At 73.6% G+C, this 19,887-nt stretch carries 22 protein-coding genes; 12 read left to right on the top strand and 10 right to left on the bottom strand.

Going from position 1 to position 19,887, the window contains the following annotated elements; translation table 11 throughout:
- The first annotated feature begins 141 nt into the window (after positions 1-141).
- Positions 142-633, top strand: a complete 492-nt coding sequence (locus tag F1641_RS03830) for a pyridoxamine 5'-phosphate oxidase family protein (protein WP_194903070.1) — start codon at positions 142-144, stop codon at positions 631-633.
- A 520-nt stretch (positions 634-1,153) separates the two neighbouring features.
- On the opposite strand, the gene F1641_RS03835 is transcribed toward F1641_RS03830, so the two are convergent.
- Positions 1,154-1,729, bottom strand: coding sequence for a TetR family transcriptional regulator (locus tag F1641_RS03835; RefSeq protein ID WP_194903071.1), 576 nt, complete (start codon positions 1,727-1,729; stop codon positions 1,154-1,156).
- Positions 1,730-1,837: 108 nt separating this feature from the next.
- On the opposite strand from F1641_RS03835, the gene F1641_RS03840 reads away from it, so the two are divergent.
- Complete coding sequence (locus F1641_RS03840; protein ID WP_194903072.1) at positions 1,838-3,385, top strand: MFS transporter; 1,548 nt, start codon at positions 1,838-1,840, stop codon at positions 3,383-3,385.
- 72 nt (positions 3,386-3,457) lie between these two features.
- Here the strand turns inward: F1641_RS03840 and F1641_RS03845 are convergent, their stop codons facing one another.
- On the bottom strand, positions 3,458-5,044 hold the full coding sequence (locus F1641_RS03845; protein ID WP_194903073.1) for a methyl-accepting chemotaxis protein: 1,587 nt from the start codon (positions 5,042-5,044) through the stop codon (positions 3,458-3,460).
- 138 nt (positions 5,045-5,182) lie between these two features.
- Positions 5,183-5,353, bottom strand: a complete 171-nt coding sequence (locus tag F1641_RS03850) for a hypothetical protein (protein ID WP_194903074.1) — start codon at positions 5,351-5,353, stop codon at positions 5,183-5,185.
- Between the two features lie 205 nt (positions 5,354-5,558).
- Between F1641_RS03850 and F1641_RS03855 the strand changes: the two genes are divergently transcribed.
- From F1641_RS03855 to F1641_RS03870, 5 genes are all read left to right on the top strand, one after another.
- A complete protein-coding gene (locus F1641_RS03855; protein WP_206690443.1) occupies positions 5,559-6,056 on the top strand; it encodes a hypothetical protein in 498 nt (165 codons plus the stop codon).
- A gap of 74 nt (positions 6,057-6,130) precedes the next feature.
- The gene (locus F1641_RS03860; RefSeq protein WP_194903075.1) at positions 6,131-6,472 is read left to right on the top strand and encodes a hypothetical protein; all 342 of its coding nucleotides are present in this window, start codon (positions 6,131-6,133) and stop codon (positions 6,470-6,472) included.
- A gap of 96 nt (positions 6,473-6,568) precedes the next feature.
- Positions 6,569-6,922 (top strand): hypothetical protein, encoded by a 354-nt coding sequence (locus F1641_RS19665; protein ID WP_206690444.1) that lies wholly within the window; start codon positions 6,569-6,571, stop codon positions 6,920-6,922.
- A 24-nt stretch (positions 6,923-6,946) separates the two neighbouring features.
- Positions 6,947-7,498, top strand: coding sequence for a phosphotransferase (locus F1641_RS19670; protein ID WP_206690613.1), 552 nt, complete (start codon positions 6,947-6,949; stop codon positions 7,496-7,498).
- Positions 7,499-7,586: 88 nt separating this feature from the next.
- Positions 7,587-8,216, top strand: a complete 630-nt coding sequence (locus F1641_RS03870; RefSeq protein ID WP_206690445.1) for a transcriptional regulator — start codon at positions 7,587-7,589, stop codon at positions 8,214-8,216.
- Positions 8,217-8,288: 72 nt separating this feature from the next.
- Here F1641_RS03870 and F1641_RS03875 read toward each other — a convergent pair whose 3' ends face one another.
- Positions 8,289-8,759: a YbaK/EbsC family protein gene (locus F1641_RS03875; RefSeq protein ID WP_194903076.1), complete on the bottom strand. Its 471-nt coding sequence runs from the start codon at positions 8,757-8,759 to the stop codon at positions 8,289-8,291.
- A gap of 45 nt (positions 8,760-8,804) precedes the next feature.
- Between F1641_RS03875 and F1641_RS03880 the strand changes: the two genes are divergently transcribed.
- A complete protein-coding gene (locus tag F1641_RS03880; RefSeq protein ID WP_194903077.1) occupies positions 8,805-9,986 on the top strand; it encodes a glycosyltransferase family 1 protein in 1,182 nt (393 codons plus the stop codon).
- Positions 9,987-10,042: 56 nt separating this feature from the next.
- On the opposite strand, the gene F1641_RS03885 is transcribed toward F1641_RS03880, so the two are convergent.
- The 5 genes from F1641_RS03885 to F1641_RS03905 all read right to left on the bottom strand — a co-directional run bounded on the left by F1641_RS03885 (position 10,043) and on the right by F1641_RS03905 (position 14,994).
- Positions 10,043-10,891 (bottom strand): ABC transporter permease, encoded by an 849-nt coding sequence (locus F1641_RS03885; RefSeq protein WP_194903078.1) that lies wholly within the window; start codon positions 10,889-10,891, stop codon positions 10,043-10,045.
- A gap of 22 nt (positions 10,892-10,913) precedes the next feature.
- On the bottom strand, positions 10,914-11,723 hold the full coding sequence (locus F1641_RS03890) for an ABC-2 family transporter protein (RefSeq protein ID WP_206690446.1): 810 nt from the start codon (positions 11,721-11,723) through the stop codon (positions 10,914-10,916).
- Entirely contained in the window at positions 11,720-12,745 is a 1,026-nt protein-coding gene (locus tag F1641_RS03895) for an ATP-binding cassette domain-containing protein (RefSeq protein ID WP_194903374.1), read from the bottom strand. Before F1641_RS03895 ends, F1641_RS03890 begins: the two co-directional genes overlap by 4 nt.
- 105 nt (positions 12,746-12,850) lie before the next feature.
- Positions 12,851-13,906, bottom strand: a complete 1,056-nt coding sequence (locus tag F1641_RS03900) for a Gfo/Idh/MocA family protein (RefSeq protein WP_194903079.1) — start codon at positions 13,904-13,906, stop codon at positions 12,851-12,853.
- Between the two features lie 44 nt (positions 13,907-13,950).
- Positions 13,951-14,994 (bottom strand): Gfo/Idh/MocA family protein, encoded by a 1,044-nt coding sequence (locus tag F1641_RS03905; protein ID WP_194903416.1) that lies wholly within the window; start codon positions 14,992-14,994, stop codon positions 13,951-13,953.
- A gap of 160 nt (positions 14,995-15,154) precedes the next feature.
- Between F1641_RS03905 and F1641_RS03910 the strand changes: the two genes are divergently transcribed.
- From F1641_RS03910 to F1641_RS03925, 4 genes are all read left to right on the top strand, one after another.
- Positions 15,155-16,222, top strand: coding sequence for a carbohydrate ABC transporter permease (locus F1641_RS03910; RefSeq protein WP_194903080.1), 1,068 nt, complete (start codon positions 15,155-15,157; stop codon positions 16,220-16,222).
- 10 nt (positions 16,223-16,232) lie between these two features.
- A complete protein-coding gene (locus tag F1641_RS03915; RefSeq protein WP_194903081.1) occupies positions 16,233-17,159 on the top strand; it encodes a carbohydrate ABC transporter permease in 927 nt (308 codons plus the stop codon).
- Positions 17,156-18,547, top strand: coding sequence for an extracellular solute-binding protein (locus F1641_RS03920; protein ID WP_194903082.1), 1,392 nt, complete (start codon positions 17,156-17,158; stop codon positions 18,545-18,547). The genes F1641_RS03915 and F1641_RS03920 overlap by 4 nt, the downstream gene beginning before the upstream one ends.
- Before the next feature lie 94 nt (positions 18,548-18,641).
- Entirely contained in the window at positions 18,642-19,322 is a 681-nt protein-coding gene (locus F1641_RS03925) for a DUF1345 domain-containing protein (protein ID WP_194903083.1), read from the top strand.
- A 29-nt stretch (positions 19,323-19,351) separates the two neighbouring features.
- Here the strand turns inward: F1641_RS03925 and F1641_RS03930 are convergent, their stop codons facing one another.
- Positions 19,352-19,858: an ATP-binding protein gene (locus F1641_RS03930; RefSeq protein ID WP_194903084.1), complete on the bottom strand. Its 507-nt coding sequence runs from the start codon at positions 19,856-19,858 to the stop codon at positions 19,352-19,354.
- Positions 19,859-19,887 lie beyond the last annotated feature (29 nt).

Here is a 19,887-nt window from a genome sequence, read left to right on the forward strand (position 1 = left end):
GGCTGGTTGCGCTCCGTGCTCGGGCACGGTTCAGACACGGTTGGGACACGAGAGGGACACGGCGCGGCGCGTCACCCGGAAGGGGGGCGCGCGAGCCGTGCGGCGGGGCTTCGAACGGGTGCCACCGGGTAGGGCGCGGTCATGGCAGACACCAGCAGCGACCAGGTCCACAAGGTCTCCGAGCTCATCTCCGACGAGCGCCAGGCGATGCTCACCACCACCGCTCCCGACGGCACGCTCATGAGCAGGCCGATGGCCGTCCAGTCCGCCGAGTTCGGCGGCGACCTGTGGTTCTTCGCCGAGCGCAGCTCCCGCAAGGTGCAGCACCTCACCGCCCACCCGCAGGTGAACGTCACCTTCGCGTCGTCCGACAGCTGGGTCTCGCTCACGGGCCGCGCCTCGGTCGTGACCGACGACGCCAAGAAGCGCGAGCTGTGGAACCCCGTGGTCGAGGCGTGGTTCCCGGACGGGAAGGACGACCCCTCGATCGCCCTGCTGAAGGTGGAGGGCGAGTCGGCCGAGTACTGGGACACCCCGGGGGGCCGCATCGCGTCCGCGCTGAGCTTCGCCAAGGCGAAGGTCACCGGCAAGCCCTACTCGGGTGGGGAGAACGAGAAGGTCGACCTCCCCTGACCGACCTCGCCCGTCGACGTCGCGGGGTGGTCCACCCCCACCCCGCGACGATCACGAGTTTCTGCGTCACGACCTCGGTGGCGGGTGGGATGTGGCGCTCAGGTGCGTGATCGTCGCGGGGGGCTTTGGCGACGATCAGGCGTCTCTGCGTCACTGCCTCGGCGGTGGGTGGGATGTGGCGCTCAGGTGCGTGATTGTCGCGGGGGCCCGTTCTCGGCGACGATCAGGCGTTTCCGCGTCACTGCCTCCGCGGTGGGTGCGATGTGGCGCTCAGGTGCGTGATCGTCGCGGGGGGCTCTGGCGACGATCATGCGTCTCTGCGCCACGACCTCGGTGGCGGGCGGGATGTGGCGCTCAGGTGCGTGATCGTCGTGGGGCCCGTTTTCGGCGACGATCATGCGTTTCTGCGTCGCTACCTCGGCGGTGGGCGGGATGTGGCGCTCAGGTGCGTGATCGTCGTGGGGTCAGTTCTCCGCGACGATCATGCGTCTCTGCGCCACCTCGCCGCACCGAGGGAGGGTCAGCGGCGGGTGAGGGCCAGGACCGCCTCGACCACGCGCTCGCGGTCCTCGACGAGCGGGGCGTCGCCGTAGAGCGGTGCCATGCAGATGCCGTCGGCGGCGGCGATCGCGAGGGTCGCGACGAGGGGGTCGAGGCCGTCGGCCAGGAGGCGCTCGCGCCAGCTCTCGGCGTCGGCCTGCATCATCGCCGCGACGGCGGGGTCGGTCTGCAGGTGCACCAGCAGCGTGGTGGCCCGGCGGGTCCGCTCGGCGTCCGCCGCTGAGTCGAGGGTGGCCCGGGCGTAGGCGCGCGTGAGGCGCCCCGGGGCCGGCCGTCCGCTCGCGCCGTCATCGGGCTCGTGGGTGAGGGCTGCGGCGACGTCGTCCGCGAACTCGTCGAGGAGGCGCTGCGCGACGGCGCGCATCAGCGCCTCCTTGCTCCCGAAGTGGTAGAGCAGTCCGCCCTTGGTGACCTGGGCGCGCGAGGCGATCTCCTCCAGTCCGGCGCTGCCGCCGCGCTCGGCGACGACCTCCGCGGCGGCGCGCAGCACCTGCGCGCGCGTCTCGGCGGCAGACCTGCCGGTGGTGCGCCCCATGTGCTCTCCGTCGTCCCTCCGTCGAAGCCGGTTGACATCCTGCCACCCTCGGTTACTGTACTGACCGGTCAGTGCAGTAACCAGCAGTACCGATGACGGAGGATGACGATGGCCACGCCGGCCCTCGACGCGCAGCAGGCACCGCAGGACACCCACCCCCACGAGCGGCAGCGAGCCGCTGGCTGGAGGGAGTGGGCGGGCCTCGGCGTGCTCGTCCTCGCCGTCGTCCTGCTCGCGGTCGACGCCACCGTCCTGGCGCTCGCCGTCCCGGCCCTCACGGCAGACCTGGGTGCCACGTCCACGCAGGTGCTGTGGATCGGTGACATCTACTCCCTGGCCCTCGCCGGGCTCCTGGTCACCATGGGCAACGTCGCCGACCGCATCGGTCGCAAGAGGCTCCTGCTGCTGGGTGCCGCCGCCTTCGGCGGCGCCTCGCTGCTCGCGGCGCTGTCGACGACGCCGGAGACCCTCATCGCCGCCCGGCTGCTGCTCGGCGTGGCCGGCGCGACGCTCATGCCGTCGACGCTCTCGCTGATCCGCAGCATCTTCGGGCAGCCGCGCCAGCGCACCCTCGCCATCGCCATCTGGTCGGCCGGGGCCTCCGGCGGTGCCGCCCTCGGACCGCTGGTCGGGGGAGCGCTGCTGGAGCACTTCTGGTGGGGCTCGGTCTTCCTCATCAACCTCCCCGTCGTCGCGGTCCTGCTGGTCGGCGGCGCGCTGCTGCTGCCGGAGTCGAAGAACCCGCTGCCCGGTCCGATCGACCTGCGCTCGGTGGTGCTCTCGCTCGTCGGCCTGGTCTCCGCCGTGTACGCCGTCAAGCACCTCGCCCACGTCGGGCTCGACGCGGTGACCGTGCTCTGCGCCGTCGTCGGCGTCGTCGGCCTGGTCGCGTTCGTCCGCCGCCAGCGGGTCCTCGAGCACCCGCTGATCGACGTCGAGCTGTTCCGCCGCCCGGCGTTCTCCGGTGCGGTGGCGGTCAACTTCGCCTCGGTGTTCCCGCTCGCGGGTCTGCTGTTCTTCTTCTCCCAGTACCTGCAGCTCGCCCGCGGGTTCAGCCCGCTGCAGGCCGGTCTGCGCGAGACGCCGCTGATGCTGGCGGCCATCGCCGCGATCGCCGTCATCGGCCTGGTGCTGCCGCGCCTGGGCGCCGGGCGCACCGCCGCCGTCGGGCTGGGTGCGGCGGCCGCCGGGCTCGTGCTGCTCGCCGTGGCCGAGGGCGCCTCGAGCTACCTCTGGCTCGCGCTGACGCTCGTGCCGATCGGCCTCGGCGTGGGCCTGAGCCAGACCGTGGCCGTCGACGCCGTGGTCAGCGCCGTCCCGTCGGAGCGCGCGGGTGCGGCGTCGTCGATCTCCGAGACCGCCTACGAGCTCGCCACCGCGCTGGGCATCGCCCTCCTGGGCTCGCTACTCGGGCTCCTCTACCGGGGTGGCCTCGACCTGCCGGCCGGGACCGACCCGGCGGTGGCGGCGGCCGCGGGCGACTCCCTGGCCGGCGCGCACGCCGCCGGGGCCGACGGCGCGGCCTTCGAGGCGGCGCGCGAGGCGTTCGTCCACGCGATGCAGGTGACCTCGCTGAGCGCCGCGGCGCTGACGGCGGTGGCCGCCGTGCTGGCCTGGCGGATGATCCCCGCCCGCCTCAGCGGCGCCGGTCACTGACGCGCCGGCCCGGGCCGCCTCCGAGGAGGTGGTCCGGGCCGGCGTGCCGGGTGCTCCGCCCGCCGTCCGGCGTCAGCCGAGGATCGAGCGGGTCACGGCGGCCTGCTCGGTGAGCACCCCGCCGATGACGTGCTGGGTCTCGTTGATGCGCTCCACGGCCCGGGTGATCTCGCCCAGCGCCGTCGTCACCTCGGCCACCTGCGACTGGATCGCGCCCACCTGGGCGTCGACGTCGGCGGTGGCGCGGGCGGTCTCGCTGGCCAGCTCCTTGACCTCGTGGGCCACCACGGCGAAGCCGCGGCCGGCCTCGCCGGCGCGGGCGGCCTCGATCGTGGCGTTCAGCGCCAGCAGGTTGGTCTGGGAGGCGATGCCCGAGATCAGGGCGACCACCTTGGAGATGGCGGCGGACGACGTCGACAGGCCCGCCACCTGCTCGTTGGCCGAGGCGGCCAGCGCTGCGCCCTGCTGGGCGACGCCGGTGGCGGAGCTGACGTTGCGCTCCACCTCGCCGATCGACGACGTCAGCGCGTCCGCCGCTCTGGCCAGCGAGTCGGAGGCGGCGATGCGCTCGAGGCCCTGCGCCAGCAGGTAGCCGGCGTTGCGCAGCGCCTCCTCGCGGCCGGGGGAGAGCGGGCGGTCGTCGCCCTTGAAGAAGTCGAGGGTGCCGACCACCTCGCCCCCGACGAGCACGGGCAGGCACACGCCGGCCCTGACCCCGGCGCGGGTGGCGGCGGGGGCGCGCACGCAGTCGGTGACCTTGCCCAGGTCGGGCACGAAGACGAGGTCGCGCGCGGCCCAGGCGCGGCCGGCCAGGCCGACGCCCTCGGCGAAGGTGGCGCTGGCGGTGACGCGGCGGAACTCCTCGCCCGCGCTCCCGGACTCCTGGACGAAGCGCAGCACGGGGCGGGGAGCGGTGCGGTCGACCTTCCAGTACGAGGCGTAGCTCCAGCCGAAGCGCGTGCGGATGGTGTCGAGCACCTGGGCCAGGGCGTCCTCGGTGTTCCGAGCGCTGCTGACGGCGCGCAGCACCGCGCTGGAGGCGGCGACGTCCTGGGTGATCTCGGCGGCGTCCTGCGCGCTGCGGACCCGCTGCAGCGCCTGCGACACGAGGACGCCGACGGCGCGAAGCGTGGCCATCCGCTGCGGCGACAGGGTCACGCTCTCCGTGGTGAAGAAGTCCATCGTGCCGACGGTGCGGAGGCCGCCTGCGCCGGCCGCGGTGATGGGGAAGCAGACGCCCGAGCGCACCCCGGCGCGGGTGGCCGCGGGGGCGCGCACGCAGTCGGTCACCTGGCCCAGGTCGGGCACGAACACGACGTCGCCGGAGGCCCACGCCCGCCCCGACAGGCCGGTGCCGCGGGCGAAGGTCGCGGCCAGGGTGGCCTCGCGGAACTCCCGGTTGACCTGCCCGGACTCGCGGGCGAAGCGGAGGACGGGCTGGCTGGCGCCGGCCTCGTGCAGCTCCCAGTAGGAGCCGTAGGCCCAGCCGAAGCGGTCGCGCACCAGCTCCAGCGCGGTGTCGACGGCCTCGGCGGTCGTGCTCGCGAGGGTCAGGGCGGTGACGAGCTCGGTGGTGGCCGAGACGTTCTGCTCGGCCTCCTGGGCGGTGGCGAGGGCTCGCTGGGCGGCGTCCTTCGACGCGGCGCGGTGCGACTTCACGGTGGTGCCCCTAGGGGTGCGAGGCCGTAGCCCCCCCGTGCGGGGGACCTTGACGAGTGCATGATCGTCAGGCTGGGCCCCCACCTGGAGGGTCGTGCGCGATCTTCTTCGGGGGCGGGCGGGGGAGACGGCCGCCGGTCAGGACGCGGCGGCCCGCACCGGCCGGGTGCGCACCAGGCCGTGCTCGTCGACGAAGTACTCGCGGCGGACCGGCGGGGCCTGGGCGGCCTGGCCCGCCGGCACGTCGCGGCACTGCGCGCAGAAGTAGCTGACGTGGCCGGCAGACCACTGCTGCACCCACCCGCTCACGCGGGACACCGGGGTGGACCGCCGGCAGGAACGGCACTGGAACCACTGCATCGTGGCCTCCTCGCGACTGGCGGCACCGCTGCGGGGGGCCGCTCTAAGACCGTCGCGGTGCGGTGCCGGTGGCATTCTGGCAGCGGTCGGTGATCGGCGACACCGCAGGTGGAGGGCCCCTTCCCGGGTGTCCTCCGTGGGGGAGACTGGGGGAGTGGGCGACGTGGTCGACGGTGGTGGCGCGGACGGCGGTGCGGTGGGTGGTGACGGCGGGGTGCCCGCGAGCCACGGCCTCGACGAGGAGTGGGTGCGCCGTCGTCGCGCGGCCGCGGGGGCCCAGGCCGACCGCCTGGCCCGCGCCGAGGCCGCCGAGGTGGAGCGGGCGCGCGAGCAGGTCGCCGACTTCGTCGAGAGGGCGCGCGCGGCCGGTCTGCCCACCGAGGAGCTGCGCGCCGTCGACGCCGCCGGCACCCGCTACCGCACGGGCGTCACCGGCTGGGTGCTCCGCCGCGACGGTCGTGCCGGGGTCGGTGAGGACGGCGCGTTCTACCTCCTCGCGGTGCTCCTGAGCGGCACGGAGAAGCTCGGCGCACGGCTGTGCGGGGTGCGCCTGCAGCCGAGCGACCCCCCGCTCGTGTGGGGCCGCGGCGGGCGCGACGGCGACTCGATCGCCCTGCAGGAGCTGCTCGACCGGCGCCTCAGCGGAGGGTGACACCCGGTCGCCCTCCGTTGCGCTTTGGTGTCGATCGCCCGCGACGATCACCGAGTGCGACCTACAGTCACCGCGTGACCCGCTCCGACCGCACCCCCCGCGTCCCGCGCATCCCGCGCGTCCGCCGTGCGCGCAGCCAGGCGAGCACCGACGTCGGGTCCGCCCCGACGCTCGAGCTGCCGCCCACCCGCCTGGCCAGCGTGCCCGGCCGCGGCGCCCACGCCCTGGAGGTCGTGCAGCAGCCGCTGCCCGGACACCTGTTCCTCGACCCCGACGTCCCCGCCGACGAGGTCCTGCACCTCACCTGCGGGGCGTGGACCGGCCGCGCCAGCCACGTGTGGACCGGCGTCGGCTGGGCCCGCCTGCTGCCCGGCCCCGTCGCCGTCGTCCCCACCGCCCGCCCCCGCACCGGCTGACCCGCACCCGCCGACCGTGATCATGGGCGCTCGCCACCCCGCGGGGTCGCACCACGGGGGTGGCGGCCGACCGTCCGACTCGGCCGGCCTGGGCGCGTGAAGGGCGAAGGAGGCGGCAGGCCGCCGTGGAGGGACCTCCCGGGGGAGCTGCGCAGCGCCGTCATCGGCGTGCTCGGATCACCGGTCGTGGCGGCGAGCTCGCAGGCCGGGGGGTTCTCACCCGGATCTGCTGACCGCGTGCTGACCTCAGCGGGGGGGCGCGCCTTCGTGAAAGCCGTCGACGCCGTCCGCCACCCCGGGTCTGCTGACCTGCACCGGCGCGAGGCCGAGGTGCTGGCGCTGCTTCCGAGTGACCTTCCGGTACCGCGCCTGCTGGCGGTGGTCGAGGAAGCGGGGTGGCTGGCGCTGGTCACCGAGGACGTCGACGGGCGCACGCCCGAGCTGCCCTGACGCCGCGACGAGCTCGACGCCTCGCTGGCGGCGCTCACCCAGGTCAGCGCCCACACCCCCACGGGCGGCCTGGCCCAGCGCCTGCCCACCGCTGCGAACGACCTCAGAGACGACCTCGACGGCTTCTCCCGCCTGGAGACCGACCCCGTCGCCGACCTCGACCCGTGGGCGCGAGACCACCTCGGCGATCTGGTCGAGCTGGGGCGGAGGTGCCCCGCAGCCCTCGCGGGTGATCAGCTGCTCCACACCGACGTGCGGGCCGACAACCTCCTGATCCGAGCCTCGGGCGAGGTTGTGGTGGTCGACTGGCCGCACGCGGGCCGGGGCGCGCCCTTCACCGACGCACTGGGGCTGCTGGTCAACGCCAAGCTGTGGGACCCCGCGGTGGACGCCGACGCCCTGCTCGACGGGCACCACCCGGGCGACGACGACGCGGTGACCACGGTCCTGGCCGGCATGGCGGGGTACTTCCTGGACGCTGCCCGCAAGCCAGCGCCAGAGGGACTGCCGCGGCTGCGGGCCTTCCAGGCGGCCCAGGGCGCGGCGGCGCTGGCGTGGCTGCGCGAGCGCTGGTGATCCCGGAGGCGTCGACGACCTGCTGACCAGCGGTGTCGACTTCGTCGCAACGCGTGCCGCGGCGGTGACCCGGAGTTAGTGTCTTCGCGTGGAAGCAGCGGAGACCCTGCCGTTCGCCGTCCCCCTACCGCCGCCCGCCGGGCAGTCGGGGCTCGCGTCACCGACGGGACGGCGCACCCCGACCGACACCGAGGCGAAGGCGTTGGCCTCGGCCGTGCGCCTGCGGATCCTGCGGATGTGCGCCGACACCCCGATGACCAACGCGGCCATCGCCGAGCGGCTCGGCCTCAACGCCGCCACCGCGCTGCACCACGTGCGCACGCTGGTGGCGTCTGAGTTCCTCGAGCCGATGCCCTCGACCCGCGGCCGCCGCGGCGCCCGGAGCGTGCCCTACCGGGCCACGCGCAAGTCGTGGGTGCTCGACGAGCGCCGCTCGGCGCGGGCCATGGTCGAGGCGTTCACCCAGACCCTGCCCGTGCTCCTCGGCGACGACGACGCAGCCGACCGCCCCGCGGGGACCACTCCCGCCACGGGTGCGGTGCCCGACCCCGAGCTGCAGGTCGCGCGACTGGGCCTGCGGCTGGACGACGACGGCCGCGCCGAGCTCCAGCGACGCCTCGACGAGGTGCTCGACGAGTTCGCCACACGCCCCCCGACGCCCGACGGCGCCCCGGTGTCGCTGTTCCTCGCGCTGCACCGCGACCCCGACCGCGACTGACCCCCCGCCGTGATCATGGAGTCCCGGAGCGCTCTCCGATGGTGATCATGGGCCTCCCCCACCCTGCGCCGGTCAGCCCTCCGGCGGCCTCGTCACGTCGACCCACCGGTCGCCCGTGAGCCCGGCCAGCTGCGCCGGGGTCAGCGGCACCGCAGACCGGCGGCTCCCGCCCGCCGGGTAGACGACGTCGAAGGCTCGCAACGACTCGTCGCAGTGCACCTCCAGCGGCTCCGGGTGCCCGAAGGGGCTGACGCCGCCCACCGGCTGGCTCGTCACCGCGTGCGCCTCCTCGCCCGGCAGCATCCGGGGCTTGGCGCCGAAGCGGGCCTTGAACTTCGCGTTGTCGAGGCGGGCGTCGCCGCGGGCGACCACCAGCACCACGCGCTCACCGGCTCGCAGCGCCAGGGTCTTGGCGATCTGCCCCGGCTCGACGCCCAGGGCGTCGGCCGCGGCCTGGACGGTGGGGGTGTCGACGTCGGGCTCCACCACCCTCACGCCGGGGAGGTGCTCGTCGAGGAAGGCCTGCACGCGCTCGGTGCTCACGCCGCCATCCTGACGCAGCCCGGGACCGCGGGTAGCGTGCCGATCATGACGACGACGTCAGGTCCCCGGGTCGCTGTCGACTGGTTCGCGCCGGTCCTGGGCATGGACGGCTTCGTCGACTACTCCACCCGGCTCGCGCACGGGCTGGCCGCGCAGACCCCCACCACGCTCTTCTCGCCCGACCACCCGTGGTGGGCTCCCGAGGTGCTCGCCGACGTCGCCGCCGTCGAGCGGGTCGCCGTCGCCGAGTCCTCGAGCCGCACCGAGCGGACCGCCCACTGGTACGACGGCGAGCTGCCCCGCGCCCTCGAGCGCGCCGCCGACGACGTCGACGTCGTCTGGGCCCCGGCGTTCTTCCTGCCGGACCCCTCGCCCGTCCCGCGGGTGCTGACGGTCCACGACCTGTCCTTCGTGCACCACCCCGACCGCTTCAGCCCCGAGAACCGGGCGCTCTACGTCGACCGCGGCCGCCCCGACGCCGAGCGCGCCGACGCCGTCCTCGCCATCTCCGAGAGCACCGCGCGCGACGTCGTCGAGCTGTGGGGCGTCGACCCGGCGCGCGTCGTCGTGACGCTCCTGGGGCCCACCGTCGCGGTCGGCCACGTCGACCGCGACGCCTCCCGCGCCCGCGCCGTGCGGCGGCTGGGGCTGCCCGCCGGTGGCCGGTTCGTCGTCGCGGTGAGCCCGACGCACTGGCGCAAGAACCTGCGCCTCCTCGTCCGCGAGCACCAGCTGCTCCCGGCCGCGCCGCGCCGCGAGCTCCCGCTGGTGCTCGTCAACGCCGACCAGCCGGAGACGCACCGGATCCTCGCGGAGGAGGGTGACGACGCCGTCGTCGTGCTCGGGCGGGTCGACGACGACGCGCTGCGCGACCTCGTGGCCGGCGCGGTGGCGCTGCTGCACGGCTCGTCGCTGGAGGGGTTCGGGCTGCCCGCGCTCAACGCGATGGCGCTCGGCACCCCGCTCATCGCGAACGACGCGCCGTCGCTGTCGGAGGTCGGCGCGGGGGCCGCGCGCTTCGTCGACATCACCGAGCTCGGCTCGATGGCCCGTGCCGTGGAGGAGGTCGCGCACGACGACGCCCTCGCGGCCGCGCTCTCCGCCGCGGGGCTCCGGCGCGCCGCCGACTTCGACTGGGCGACGACGACGGAGCGGACCCTCACCACGCTCCGCGACGTGGCCGCGGGCCGGCTCCCCACCCTGTCCGTCGCCACCTCCCGACCGTGATCATGGACTTCCGCCACCCCTGGGGTGGCCAGCGCCCATGATCACGGCGGGGAGGGTCAGCCGGCGGGGGAGTCGTAGTGGCGCGACTGGTGCACGAACGCCCGGTACCCCGCCCAGAAGAGCAGCGGCCCGACCGCGAGCGACGAGTACGCCGCCCGCGCCGGGAGCAGCAGCTCGTCGGTGCGGCCGAGCAGCGCGGTCGCGGGCAGGTACGCGATGAACGCCAGCGGCAGCACGAACGTCAGCGCCAGCGACCCGACGGTGCCGAACACCCCGAGCGGGTAGGGGCCGAAGTCGGCGAACGTCGTGTCGACCGTGACCTTGAGCGACCACGTGGCGCGCAGCCTGAAGCTCAGCGAGCTGAGGGCGAACTGCACGCCGGCCTCCACCAGACCGCCCGCGACGATCGTCAGCACGAGGAAGACCACGGTGCCCGGCGTCCAGTCCACCGGGGCCAGCTGCGCCGCGACCACCAGCACCACCACGCCGAGCGAGAGGTCGCCGAGCGAGCCGGGGTTGAACCGCCACGCGAGCAGCTGCAGGAACGGGCTCACCGGGCGCAGGAGCAGCCGGTCGTAGTCGCCCTCGTTGATGAGGAAGTCGATCACCGAGTGCTGCCCGAACGGCACGGTGCACACCGCGTGGGCGCACAGCCGCATGGCGAACAGCAGCGCCACCTCGCCGAAGCCCCACCCGCCGACCTCCTCGAAGCGGTGCAGCAGCACCCCGACGAACAGCAGCTGCGATCCCTGCAGCGCCACCGAGCCGAGCGCGGTGTTCACGAGGTTGCTGCGGTAGGCGAACACCACCTTCAGCGACGCCGCCATGAGCACCCACCAGGCGCGCAGCGGGGAGACCTCCTGCAGCTGCGGCCGCCACGGCGCGCGGACGGCCGGGGCAGCCACGCCGACCGCCTCGCCCGCCTCGTCAGCCACCCTGGACCACCACCCGGTGCAGCGCCCGTGACCACACCAGCTGCGCGAGCAGCGCCAGCAGCACCACCCACAGCGCCTGGACGGCGAGCGCCGCCGCGAGGTCGCCGCCGCCTAGCGCGCCGAAGTACACCGACAACGGCGTGAACACCTGGGCCTGGAAGGGCAGGTGCTCGAGGGTGCCGCGCAGCCACCCGGGCATGAACCACAGGGGGATGAGCGCGCCCGAGGCGAACTGCGCCACCGCCCGGTAGACCATCAGCGCGCCGCCCACCTCGAGGGTCCAGAAGGCCGTCATCGCCACCAGCAGGTTGCACAGCAGCGCCACGGCGATGCCGAGCGCCGTGCTCACCACGAAGGCGAGCAGTCCCAGCGCCCCGCCGGCGGGTGCCCGGAGCGCACCGATGGCGAGGGCCAGCAGCACCGCCAGCACGCAGCGCGGGACGGCCGCCGCCGTCGTCCCCACCTGCTGGGCGAGCGTCTGCGGCACCAGGCCGACGGGCCGCAGCAGGTCGACGGCGATGCGCCCCTGGCGCACCCTCATCTCCAGGCTCGAGCGCCAGAACGGGTTGAGCACGTTGGTGAACACGGCCCCGAGGACGGCGTAGGCGACCGCCGTCGGGCCGTCGACGCCGGACACCTCGTCGACCCCGGCGTACACGGCCCGCCACACCAGGACGACGAGGACCACCCGCACGAGGACCGCCACCGCGCTGACCAGCACCTCGCTGCGGACGGCGAGCGCGCTGCGCACCGCCTGGCGTCCGATCGCGACGAGCGCCACCACCTGAGCGGCGGACGTCACGCCCGGACCCGGCCGGAGCTGTAGATCTCCGCGATGACGGCCTCGAGGTCGGGGTCGGTGACGTCCAGGTCGACCACCTCGTGCTCGGCGGTGACCGCGGCGACGACGGCGGGGGTGGGCGTCTGCGCGGGGTCGAACCGGAACGCCACCACGCGGGCGGCGTCGCTCGCCCCGGTGCCGGCGCGCGCGGTGCGAGGCTCCTCGACCACCGTCGTCCCCGGGGGAGCGACCAGCGGTCCGTCGTCCTCCCGCGCCAGGGTGACCACGAGGTCGCGGTAGGGCACGTACCGCCGTCGGAGCGCCGCGAGGTCGCCGTCGTAGAGCACCTCGCCGTGGTCGATGAGCAGCACGCGGCGGCACAGGCGCTCGACGTCGACGAGGTCGTGCGTGGTGAGCACCACGGTCGTGCCGTCGACGGCGTTGGTCTCGGCGACGAACTCGCGGATGCGCGCCTTGGCGACGACGTCGAGCCCGACCGTCGGCTCGTCGAGGTACAGCAGCGGCGGGCCGTAGAGCATCGCGGCGGTGAGGTCGCCCCGCATGCGCTGCCCCAGCGACAGGCCGCGGACCGGGGTGTCGAGGAACTCGCCCAGGTCGAGCAGCTCGGTGAAGCGACCCAGGGCGCGCTCGTAGTCCGGGCGGTCGAGCCCGTAGAGCTTCGCCACGAGCTCGAAGGAGTCGCGCAGCGGCAGGTCGTGCCACAGCTGGGTGCGCTGGCCGAAGACGACGCCGATGCCGCGGGCGTTGCGGGTCCTGTCCTTCCAGGGCACCCGCCCGTCGACCTCGACGGTGCCGGAGGTGGGCACCAGCACCCCGGTGAGCATCTTGATGGTGGTCGACTTGCCGGCGCCGTTGGGGCCCAGGTAGCCGACCAGCTCGCCGCGCTCGACGGTGAAGCTGACGCCGTCGACGGCGCGGGTGGTGACGCGCTCACGGGTGACCAGCGAGCGCAGCCCCGCCAGCGGACCGGTCCTGCGGACGGGCCGGGTGAACTCCTTGACGAGCCCCTCGGCCCGGATCATCGGCTGCCCCACCGCACCCACCTCCAGACCCTCTCACCGTGATCATGGGCGTCCGTCACCCCGGGGTGGCCAACGCCCATGATCACGGTGGGGGAGGGGGTGGGGTCAGGCGCGGATGACCTCGGCGACGCGGCGCTCGCGGGCCGCCTCGTACGCCGCGAGGATCGTGCCGAGCACCGCGATGCCCTCGACCTCGGTGTGGATCGGCCGGGTGCCGGTGAGCAGGCAGTCGGCGAACGCCGCGATCTCCGCGGAGAACGTGTCGACCGACTCGAACTCCTGCGTCTTGCTCGCCCCGTCGCGCAGGTCGTAGCGCAGCGAGGTGCCGTCGGAGGTCAGCGACCCGAGCTCGCCGACCACCGAGAAGCGCTCGGTGCCCGGGGCCGCCGCGTACGCCCAGCTGGTGACCAGCTGGCCGACCACGCCGTTGTCGAACCGCACCAGCACCTGGGCGGAGTCCTCGCCCTCCATGAACTTGAGGCGGTGCGTCGACAGCATCGCCACCGCCTCGACGGGGACCCCGCCCGCGAGGTGCAGCATCAGGTAGGTGGGGTGGTAGCCGGTGTCGATGAGCTCGCCACCACCGCTGGTGGCGGCGTGGGCGCGCCAGCCCATGTTCTCCGGGTCGAAGTCGTTGAAGAAGCTGTCGGTGGTGCGCACCTCGTAGACCCGGCCCAGCGTCCCCGACTCGATGACGGCCTTCGCCGTCGCCACGGCCGGCAGGAACAGCTGGTTGTGCGCGCACATCAGCGTCACGCCGGCCTCCTGCACCGCCGCCTGCACGCGCTGCGCCTCCTCGGGGGTGAGGCAGAGCGGCTTCTCGCAGAGCACGTGCTTGCCCGCGCGGGCCGCCGCGACGATGGCGTCGGCGTGCAGGTGGTGCGGCAGGCAGATGTCGACGGCGTCGATCTCCGCCGAGGCGATCATCTCGGCGTAGTCGGTGAAGTGCGGGACGCCGAGCTCCTCGCCGCGGCTGCGGGCCGTCGCCTCGAAGGCGTCGGCCACGGCGGCGATGCGGATGCGGCCCGCGGCGGCCTCGTAGCCGCGGATGTGGGCAGTAGCGATGCCGCCGCCGCCGATCAGGCCGACCCTGACCGGGGCGCTGGGGAGTGACTGGCCGGTGCCCTGGGTGGTGCCCTGGGTGGTGCTCTGGGTGGTCATGGGATGGCTCCTCGTCGAGCGGGTGGTCGAGCGGGACGTCGGGGTCAGTCGAGCTCGACGGCGCGCTGCTCGGCGGCGGCGCGGTTCGCCGCCACCACCAGGCGCGTGAGCTCGACGGCGCGGGCGGTGTTGTCGTCGGCGCGGGTGCCGGCGGAGATGTGGTCGACCCACTGGGCGAAGGCGCCGGGGGAGTCCTCCGGCACGGGCAGCTCCACCGGGGAGCCGCTCCCGCCGCCGTCGTCCTGCGAGTGGAACGCCGCGCCGGTGGCGGTGAGGCGCCGGGGGGTGTCGGTCCAGCTGACGGTGCCCTCGGTGCCGAACACGTCGATGGTGAACGGGGTGGGAGAGGCGAAGCCCGCCTCGACCACGCCGATCGCCCCGCTCGGGTAGGAGGCGACGACGACGGCGTTGTCCTCGACGTCGCGACCCGTCACCGCGGTGTAGGTCGCGGTGACGCGCTCGGGGCGGGCGCCCAGCAGCAGCTGCACCAGGTAGACGGGGTGGCAGCCCAGGTCGGTGAGCGCGCCGCCGATCGACGGCGCGGGGTCGAAGAACCTGTCGGGCAGCCATCGGGTGACGGCCCCCTCGTGGGACAGCCGCACCCGGGCGTACGTGATGCACCCCAGACGGCCGCTCTCGACGACGTCGCGCACCGCGGCGGTGTACCCCTCGTACAGCCGCGGCAGCGACACGACGACGACGGCCCCCGTGCGCTCGGCCTCGGTGAGCAGCTCCTCGCACTCGGCGACCGTGGGCGCCAGCAGCTTCTCGGTGAAGACGTGCTTGCCGGCGCGCACCGCTGCCCCGATGACCTCGCGGTGCGCCACTGTCGAGGTGGTGACGGTGACCCCGTCGACGGGGCCGACCCCCTCCGCGCCGGACTCGGACAGCAACGCGGTCAGGTCGGGCTCGAAGGGCACGCCGAGGCGCTCGGCGGCGGCTCGGCCGCGCTCGGCGTCGTCGTCCCAGACGGCCACCAGCTCGGTGCCGGGGTGGGCGACGACGGTCTGCGCGTAGTCGTCGGCGTGGACGTGCCAGTAGCCGAGGACGGCTACGCGCAGTGATCGACTTCCAGGGGCAGAAGGCACGGTGCGGATCCGTTTCACCGGTGAAATGCGGACGCACCCACCCAAACACGACCGCGACGGGTTCTTCAAGTGGATGGAAGAAAGGGTTACGGTCGACGCAGAGTGAGGGGTCCAGCAGCGGCTCCTCGCCCCCGGTACGACGACGTACAGGAGGATCGAGATGGTCGACTCGATCGCGCCCAGGGCGGCCACCGCCGCCAGCGGCGCTGCGACCGCAGCACGCCCCACCCCGCCCGGCTCCACCGCACCGCCCGGTGCCGCACCCGGCACACCACCCGGGGCCTCGTCCGGCACCTCACAGGCACCCCCACCGCGCCGACGACGGCCCGGCGGCACCACCCTGCGCGAGCGCCGAGCGCTGAGGCTCGGCCTGCTGTTCATCTCGCCGTGGATCGTCGGCGTCATCGCCTTCGTGCTCTACCCGCTGGCCTACTCCGCCGTCATCAGCCTGACCCGGTACTCGGGCATGACGACGCCCGTGTGGGTGGGCCTCGACAACTACACGACGGCGTTCCGCGACCCGCTCGTCGCGACCAGCGTCGGCAACACGCTCTACTACGTGCTCCTCGCGGTGCCGATCGGCCTCGTGGTGGCGATCGTGCTGGCGCTGGCCATGAACCGCGACGTCAAGGAGGTCGCCTGGTACCGCACCGCGCTGTACATCCCCTCACTGGTGCCGGCGTTCGCGATGTCCTTCATCTTCGTGGTGTTCGTGAACCCGCAGTTCGGCGTCTTCAACCAGCTCCTGGGCCTGTTCGGCGGCGAGTCCACCAACCTCCTCGGGGGGCCGACCAGCGCCAAGACCGTCATCGTGCTGATGGCGCAGCTCGCCGCCGGCAACGCCGCCCTCATCTTCCTGGCGGGGCTGCGCAACATCCCCGAGACGCTCTACGAGGCGGCGCGCATCGACGGCGCCGGCAAGGTCCGGCAGTTCTTCTCCATCACGCTGCCGCTCCTGAGCCCGGTGATCCTCTTCAACCTCATCACCGGCATCTCCTCCGGCCTCCAGGTCTTCACCGAGGCGTACGTGCTCACCAACGGCGTCGGCGGCCCGGACAACGGAACGCTCTTCTACATGCTCTACCTGTACAAGAACGCCTTCAGCTACGCCTCGCTCGGCTACGCCTCCGCGCTCGCGGTGCTGCTGTTCGCCGCCGGGATGGCGCTCGCGGGCCTCGTCTACTGGCTCTCGCGCCGGTTCGTGAACTACGACGTGGCCGCGGGCTGAGGGGGGCGACATGGCACTCACCACACCGTCCGCCCGCCCGGCACCGGACCCGGCGACCCCGGCGACCCCGCCGTCGTCGTCGAGGCGCCACCGCAGCGCCGACGGGACCCGCCGCTCGTGGACCTCGTCGGTCCTGGCGCGCGTCGTCCTCATCGGGCTCAGCCTGCTGTTCCTGCTGCCGCTGTACTGGATGGTCGCCTCGGCGCTGAAGTCCGGCCAGGAGCTGGCGCAGTACCCGCCCACGTGGTTCCCGACGGAGCTGAACTGGGTCAACTTCCGCGACGCGGTGGACGCGATGCCGTTCTGGCAGTTCTTCCGCAACACCGTCGTCATCACCGTGCTGGCCACGGCCTTCGCCGTCGTCTCCAACTTCGTGGTGGCGTACGGCTTCGCCTGCCTCGACTGGCCGGGCCGCGACAAGGTCTTCTACGTCGTGCTGGCCACGCTGTTCCTGCCGTTCCCGATCACGCTGATCCCGATGTTCGACCTGTGGGCCAACCTCGGGGCGGTCAACACCTTCGTGCCGCTGGTGGTGCCCAACCTCTTCGCGAGCGCGTTCTTCACGTTCCTGCTGCGGCAGTTCCTGCTCCAGGTGCCCAAGGACATGCTCGACGCCGCCCGGCTCGACGGCGCGAGCGAGTGGCGCATCGCGTGGAAGCTCGTCTTCCCGACGGCGCTGCCCGCGGTCACCGCCGTCGCCATCTTCGCTGCCGTCGGCTCGTGGAACGACTTCCTCGGCCCGCTCATCTACCTGCAGGACCAGGAGGTGCAGACCCTCTCCATCGGGCTGCAGGCGTTCCGCCAGACCAACCAACAGGACATCCAGTTCAACCAGCTGATGGCGGCGTCGTTCCTCGTGATCCTGCCGCTCGTCGTCCTGTTCTTCGTGTTCCAGCGGTACTTCATCCGCGGCATCACCCTGGGGGGCTTCAAGTGAGCGCGACGACGGCGGGCCTGAGCAGGCGGACCTTCCTGGCGGCGCTGGCGGCAGCCGGCGGCACGGGAGCGCTCGCTGGGTGCGGCGGTGGCCCGGCCTCCGCCCCGGGGACCATCAGGTACTGGGGCATCGCGGGGGAGTTCGCCTCCACCGAGGCCGAGATGCTGGCGGCCTTCGCCGCGACCGACGCCGGCCGGGACGTGACGATCAGCAAGAGCACCGTCCCGTCCAACGGCACCGGCGACGCCACCAGCGTCATCACCGCCGTGCGGGGCGGGACGGCGCCCGACGTCTGGTACATGGACAGGTTCAGCGCCGCCCAGTACGCGGCGCTCGGGCTGCTCGAGCCCATCGACGACATGATCACGCGCTCCGGCGGTGACGTCGACGAGGTGCGCTCGCGGTACGTGAAGTTCGCCGTGGACGAGCTCACGTACGACGGGCAGCTCTACGGCGTGCCGACGGAGTGCGACACCCGCGGGCTCTACTTCAACAAGGGGCTCCTGCGCGACAACGGCGTCGACCCCGACGAGCTCGACCCGTCCAACGGGCCGCCGACGCTGCAGCGCATCCTCGAGATCGGCGACCAGGTCACGAAGAAGAACGCCCGCGGCGACTACACGCAGATGGGCCTGATCCCGTGGGACGCCGAGGGGTGGGGCATCACCTGGGCCATGGGCTGGGGAGCTCGGTTCTTCGACGACGCGAGCTGCTCCGTCGACCTCGTGTCGGAGCCGACGCTCAAGGCCTACGAGTTCCTCTACGACGAGGCGCGCCGCCTGGACTTCCCGCGGGTCGACGCGTTCAAGGCGACCTACGAGCCGCCCAACCACCCGCCGGCGCAGACGTCCTTCTACGGCGGGCAGCAGGGCTTCATCATCTCGACCAACACCTACCAGCAGTCGATGCGCAAGTACGTGCCCGACCTCGAGTTCGGGGCCACCTACCTGCCGCTGCCGGAGGCGGGGTCGAAGCCCTACACGTGGTCGGGCGGGTTCGCGCTGGTGTGCCCGAAGGGCTCCTCCCTGTCGCGGGAGGTGTGGGACTTCATGTCGTTCTACACCAGCGTGGAGTCGCAGTCGATCTACGTGCCGCAGACCTTCACGCAGCCCACCAACCTCGAGCTGGTGCGGTCGCGGAGCCTGCCGGTGCTGCAGCAGGAGCTGGCGTTCTTCGTCTCGCAGCAGGAGTTCACGCAGTCGCGGCCCCCCATCCCGGTGGGCCAGCTGTGGTGGGACTCGATGTCCGCGGCGCAGGAGAACGTCAAGCTCGGCTCCCGCGACGCCCGCGCGGCGCTCGAGGCGGCGCAGCAGAGGGTGGCGCCGCAGATGGACCTCTACTGCCCGTTCACGATGCCCGCCGGCTACGGCCAGCCCACCGCCACCTGACCCGCACCGTGATCATGGGCGTCCGCCACCCTGCGGCTCCGTGAGGTGGCGGACGCCCATGATCACGAGGGGTGGGGGTCGTACTCTCCGGCACGTGAGCCCGAAGCCCGTGGTGAACCACTCCTACACCGAGACGCTCGTCAGGCCCAGGCGGAGGGCGTCGCGCCGGCTCGCCACCACCCTCGTGGCGGGGGCGGTCGTCGCCGGGCTCGCGGTCCTCGCCGGCGCCGGAGCCGCGGCCTTCGCCGCCGGGTGGCTGGTGGTGGCCGCCGTCGTCCTGCTGCGCGACCTGCGCCTCATCAGGGCTCTCGACGCCGCGGCCACCGCCGCCCACGCCACCCGCGACGACCCGTCGCGCCCGGCCAGCCGCTCGGCGCTGCTGCTCGCCTGCCTCGCGAGCCTGGTCGGGGTGGCGGGGCTGCTCGTGCAGGCCAGCAGCGCCAAGGGCCTGGAGCAGGACGTGCTCGCCGGCCTGGGCCTGCTCACCGTCGCGGCGTCGTGGCTGGTGGTGCACACGACGTCGTGCCTGCACTACGCGTGGCTCTACTACGACGGCGAGCCGGGCGGCATCCAGTTCGAGGGCGGGCCGCCGTGCTACCTCGACTTCGCCTACGTCGCCTTCTCCGTCGGCATGACCTACCAGGTCTCCGACACGGCGCTGGCGTCGACGGCGATGCGGGGCGCGGCCCTGCGGCACGCGCTGCTGTCGTTCGTGCTGGGCGCGGTGGTGCTGGGCGCGACCATCAACCTGCTGGCGGGCCTGGGCTCACCCTGACGCGCCCCCCCCGGTGGGGTCGGGTCGGCTCAGGGCAGCTCGTCGAGGACGAGCGAGGCCCAGACGCCCTTGCCGGCACCCCCGCGCGGCCCTCCGCTGCGGACGCCCCAGTGCACCGTCAGGCCCTCCACCAGCTGCATGCCGCGGCCGCTCTCGGAGTGCCACGGCACCTCGGCGCCGGTGGGGCGGGGCTCGTCGTCGCTGGCGTCGTGCACGCCGATGGTGACCATGTCGGCGTTGCACAGCAGGGTCAGGACGACGGGCGGGCGGCCGTGCTCCACGGCGTTCGTCACGAGCTCGCTGACGATGAGCTGGACGGCGTCCAGCGCTCCGGTGGCGTGCACGGGGCACAGGTGGTTGCGCACGAACCGGCGCGCGGCACCGGCGGCCGACGGCGCGTGGTGCAGCGTGGTGCGCGCGACGTCGCGGTGCTCCAGCACCCGCTCGTCGGTCGCGTCGGCGGGTGCGGCGGAGGACCCGGCGACGTCCTCGTCGGCGGGCCTGCCCGTTCCGGGCTCGTGGGTCTCAGCAGTCACAGCGGCCCCACTGTCGCACGGCGTCCTGA

The sequence above is a fragment of the Quadrisphaera sp. INWT6 genome, assembly GCF_015390235.1.
Classification (GTDB): domain Bacteria; phylum Actinomycetota; class Actinomycetes; order Actinomycetales; family Quadrisphaeraceae; genus Quadrisphaera.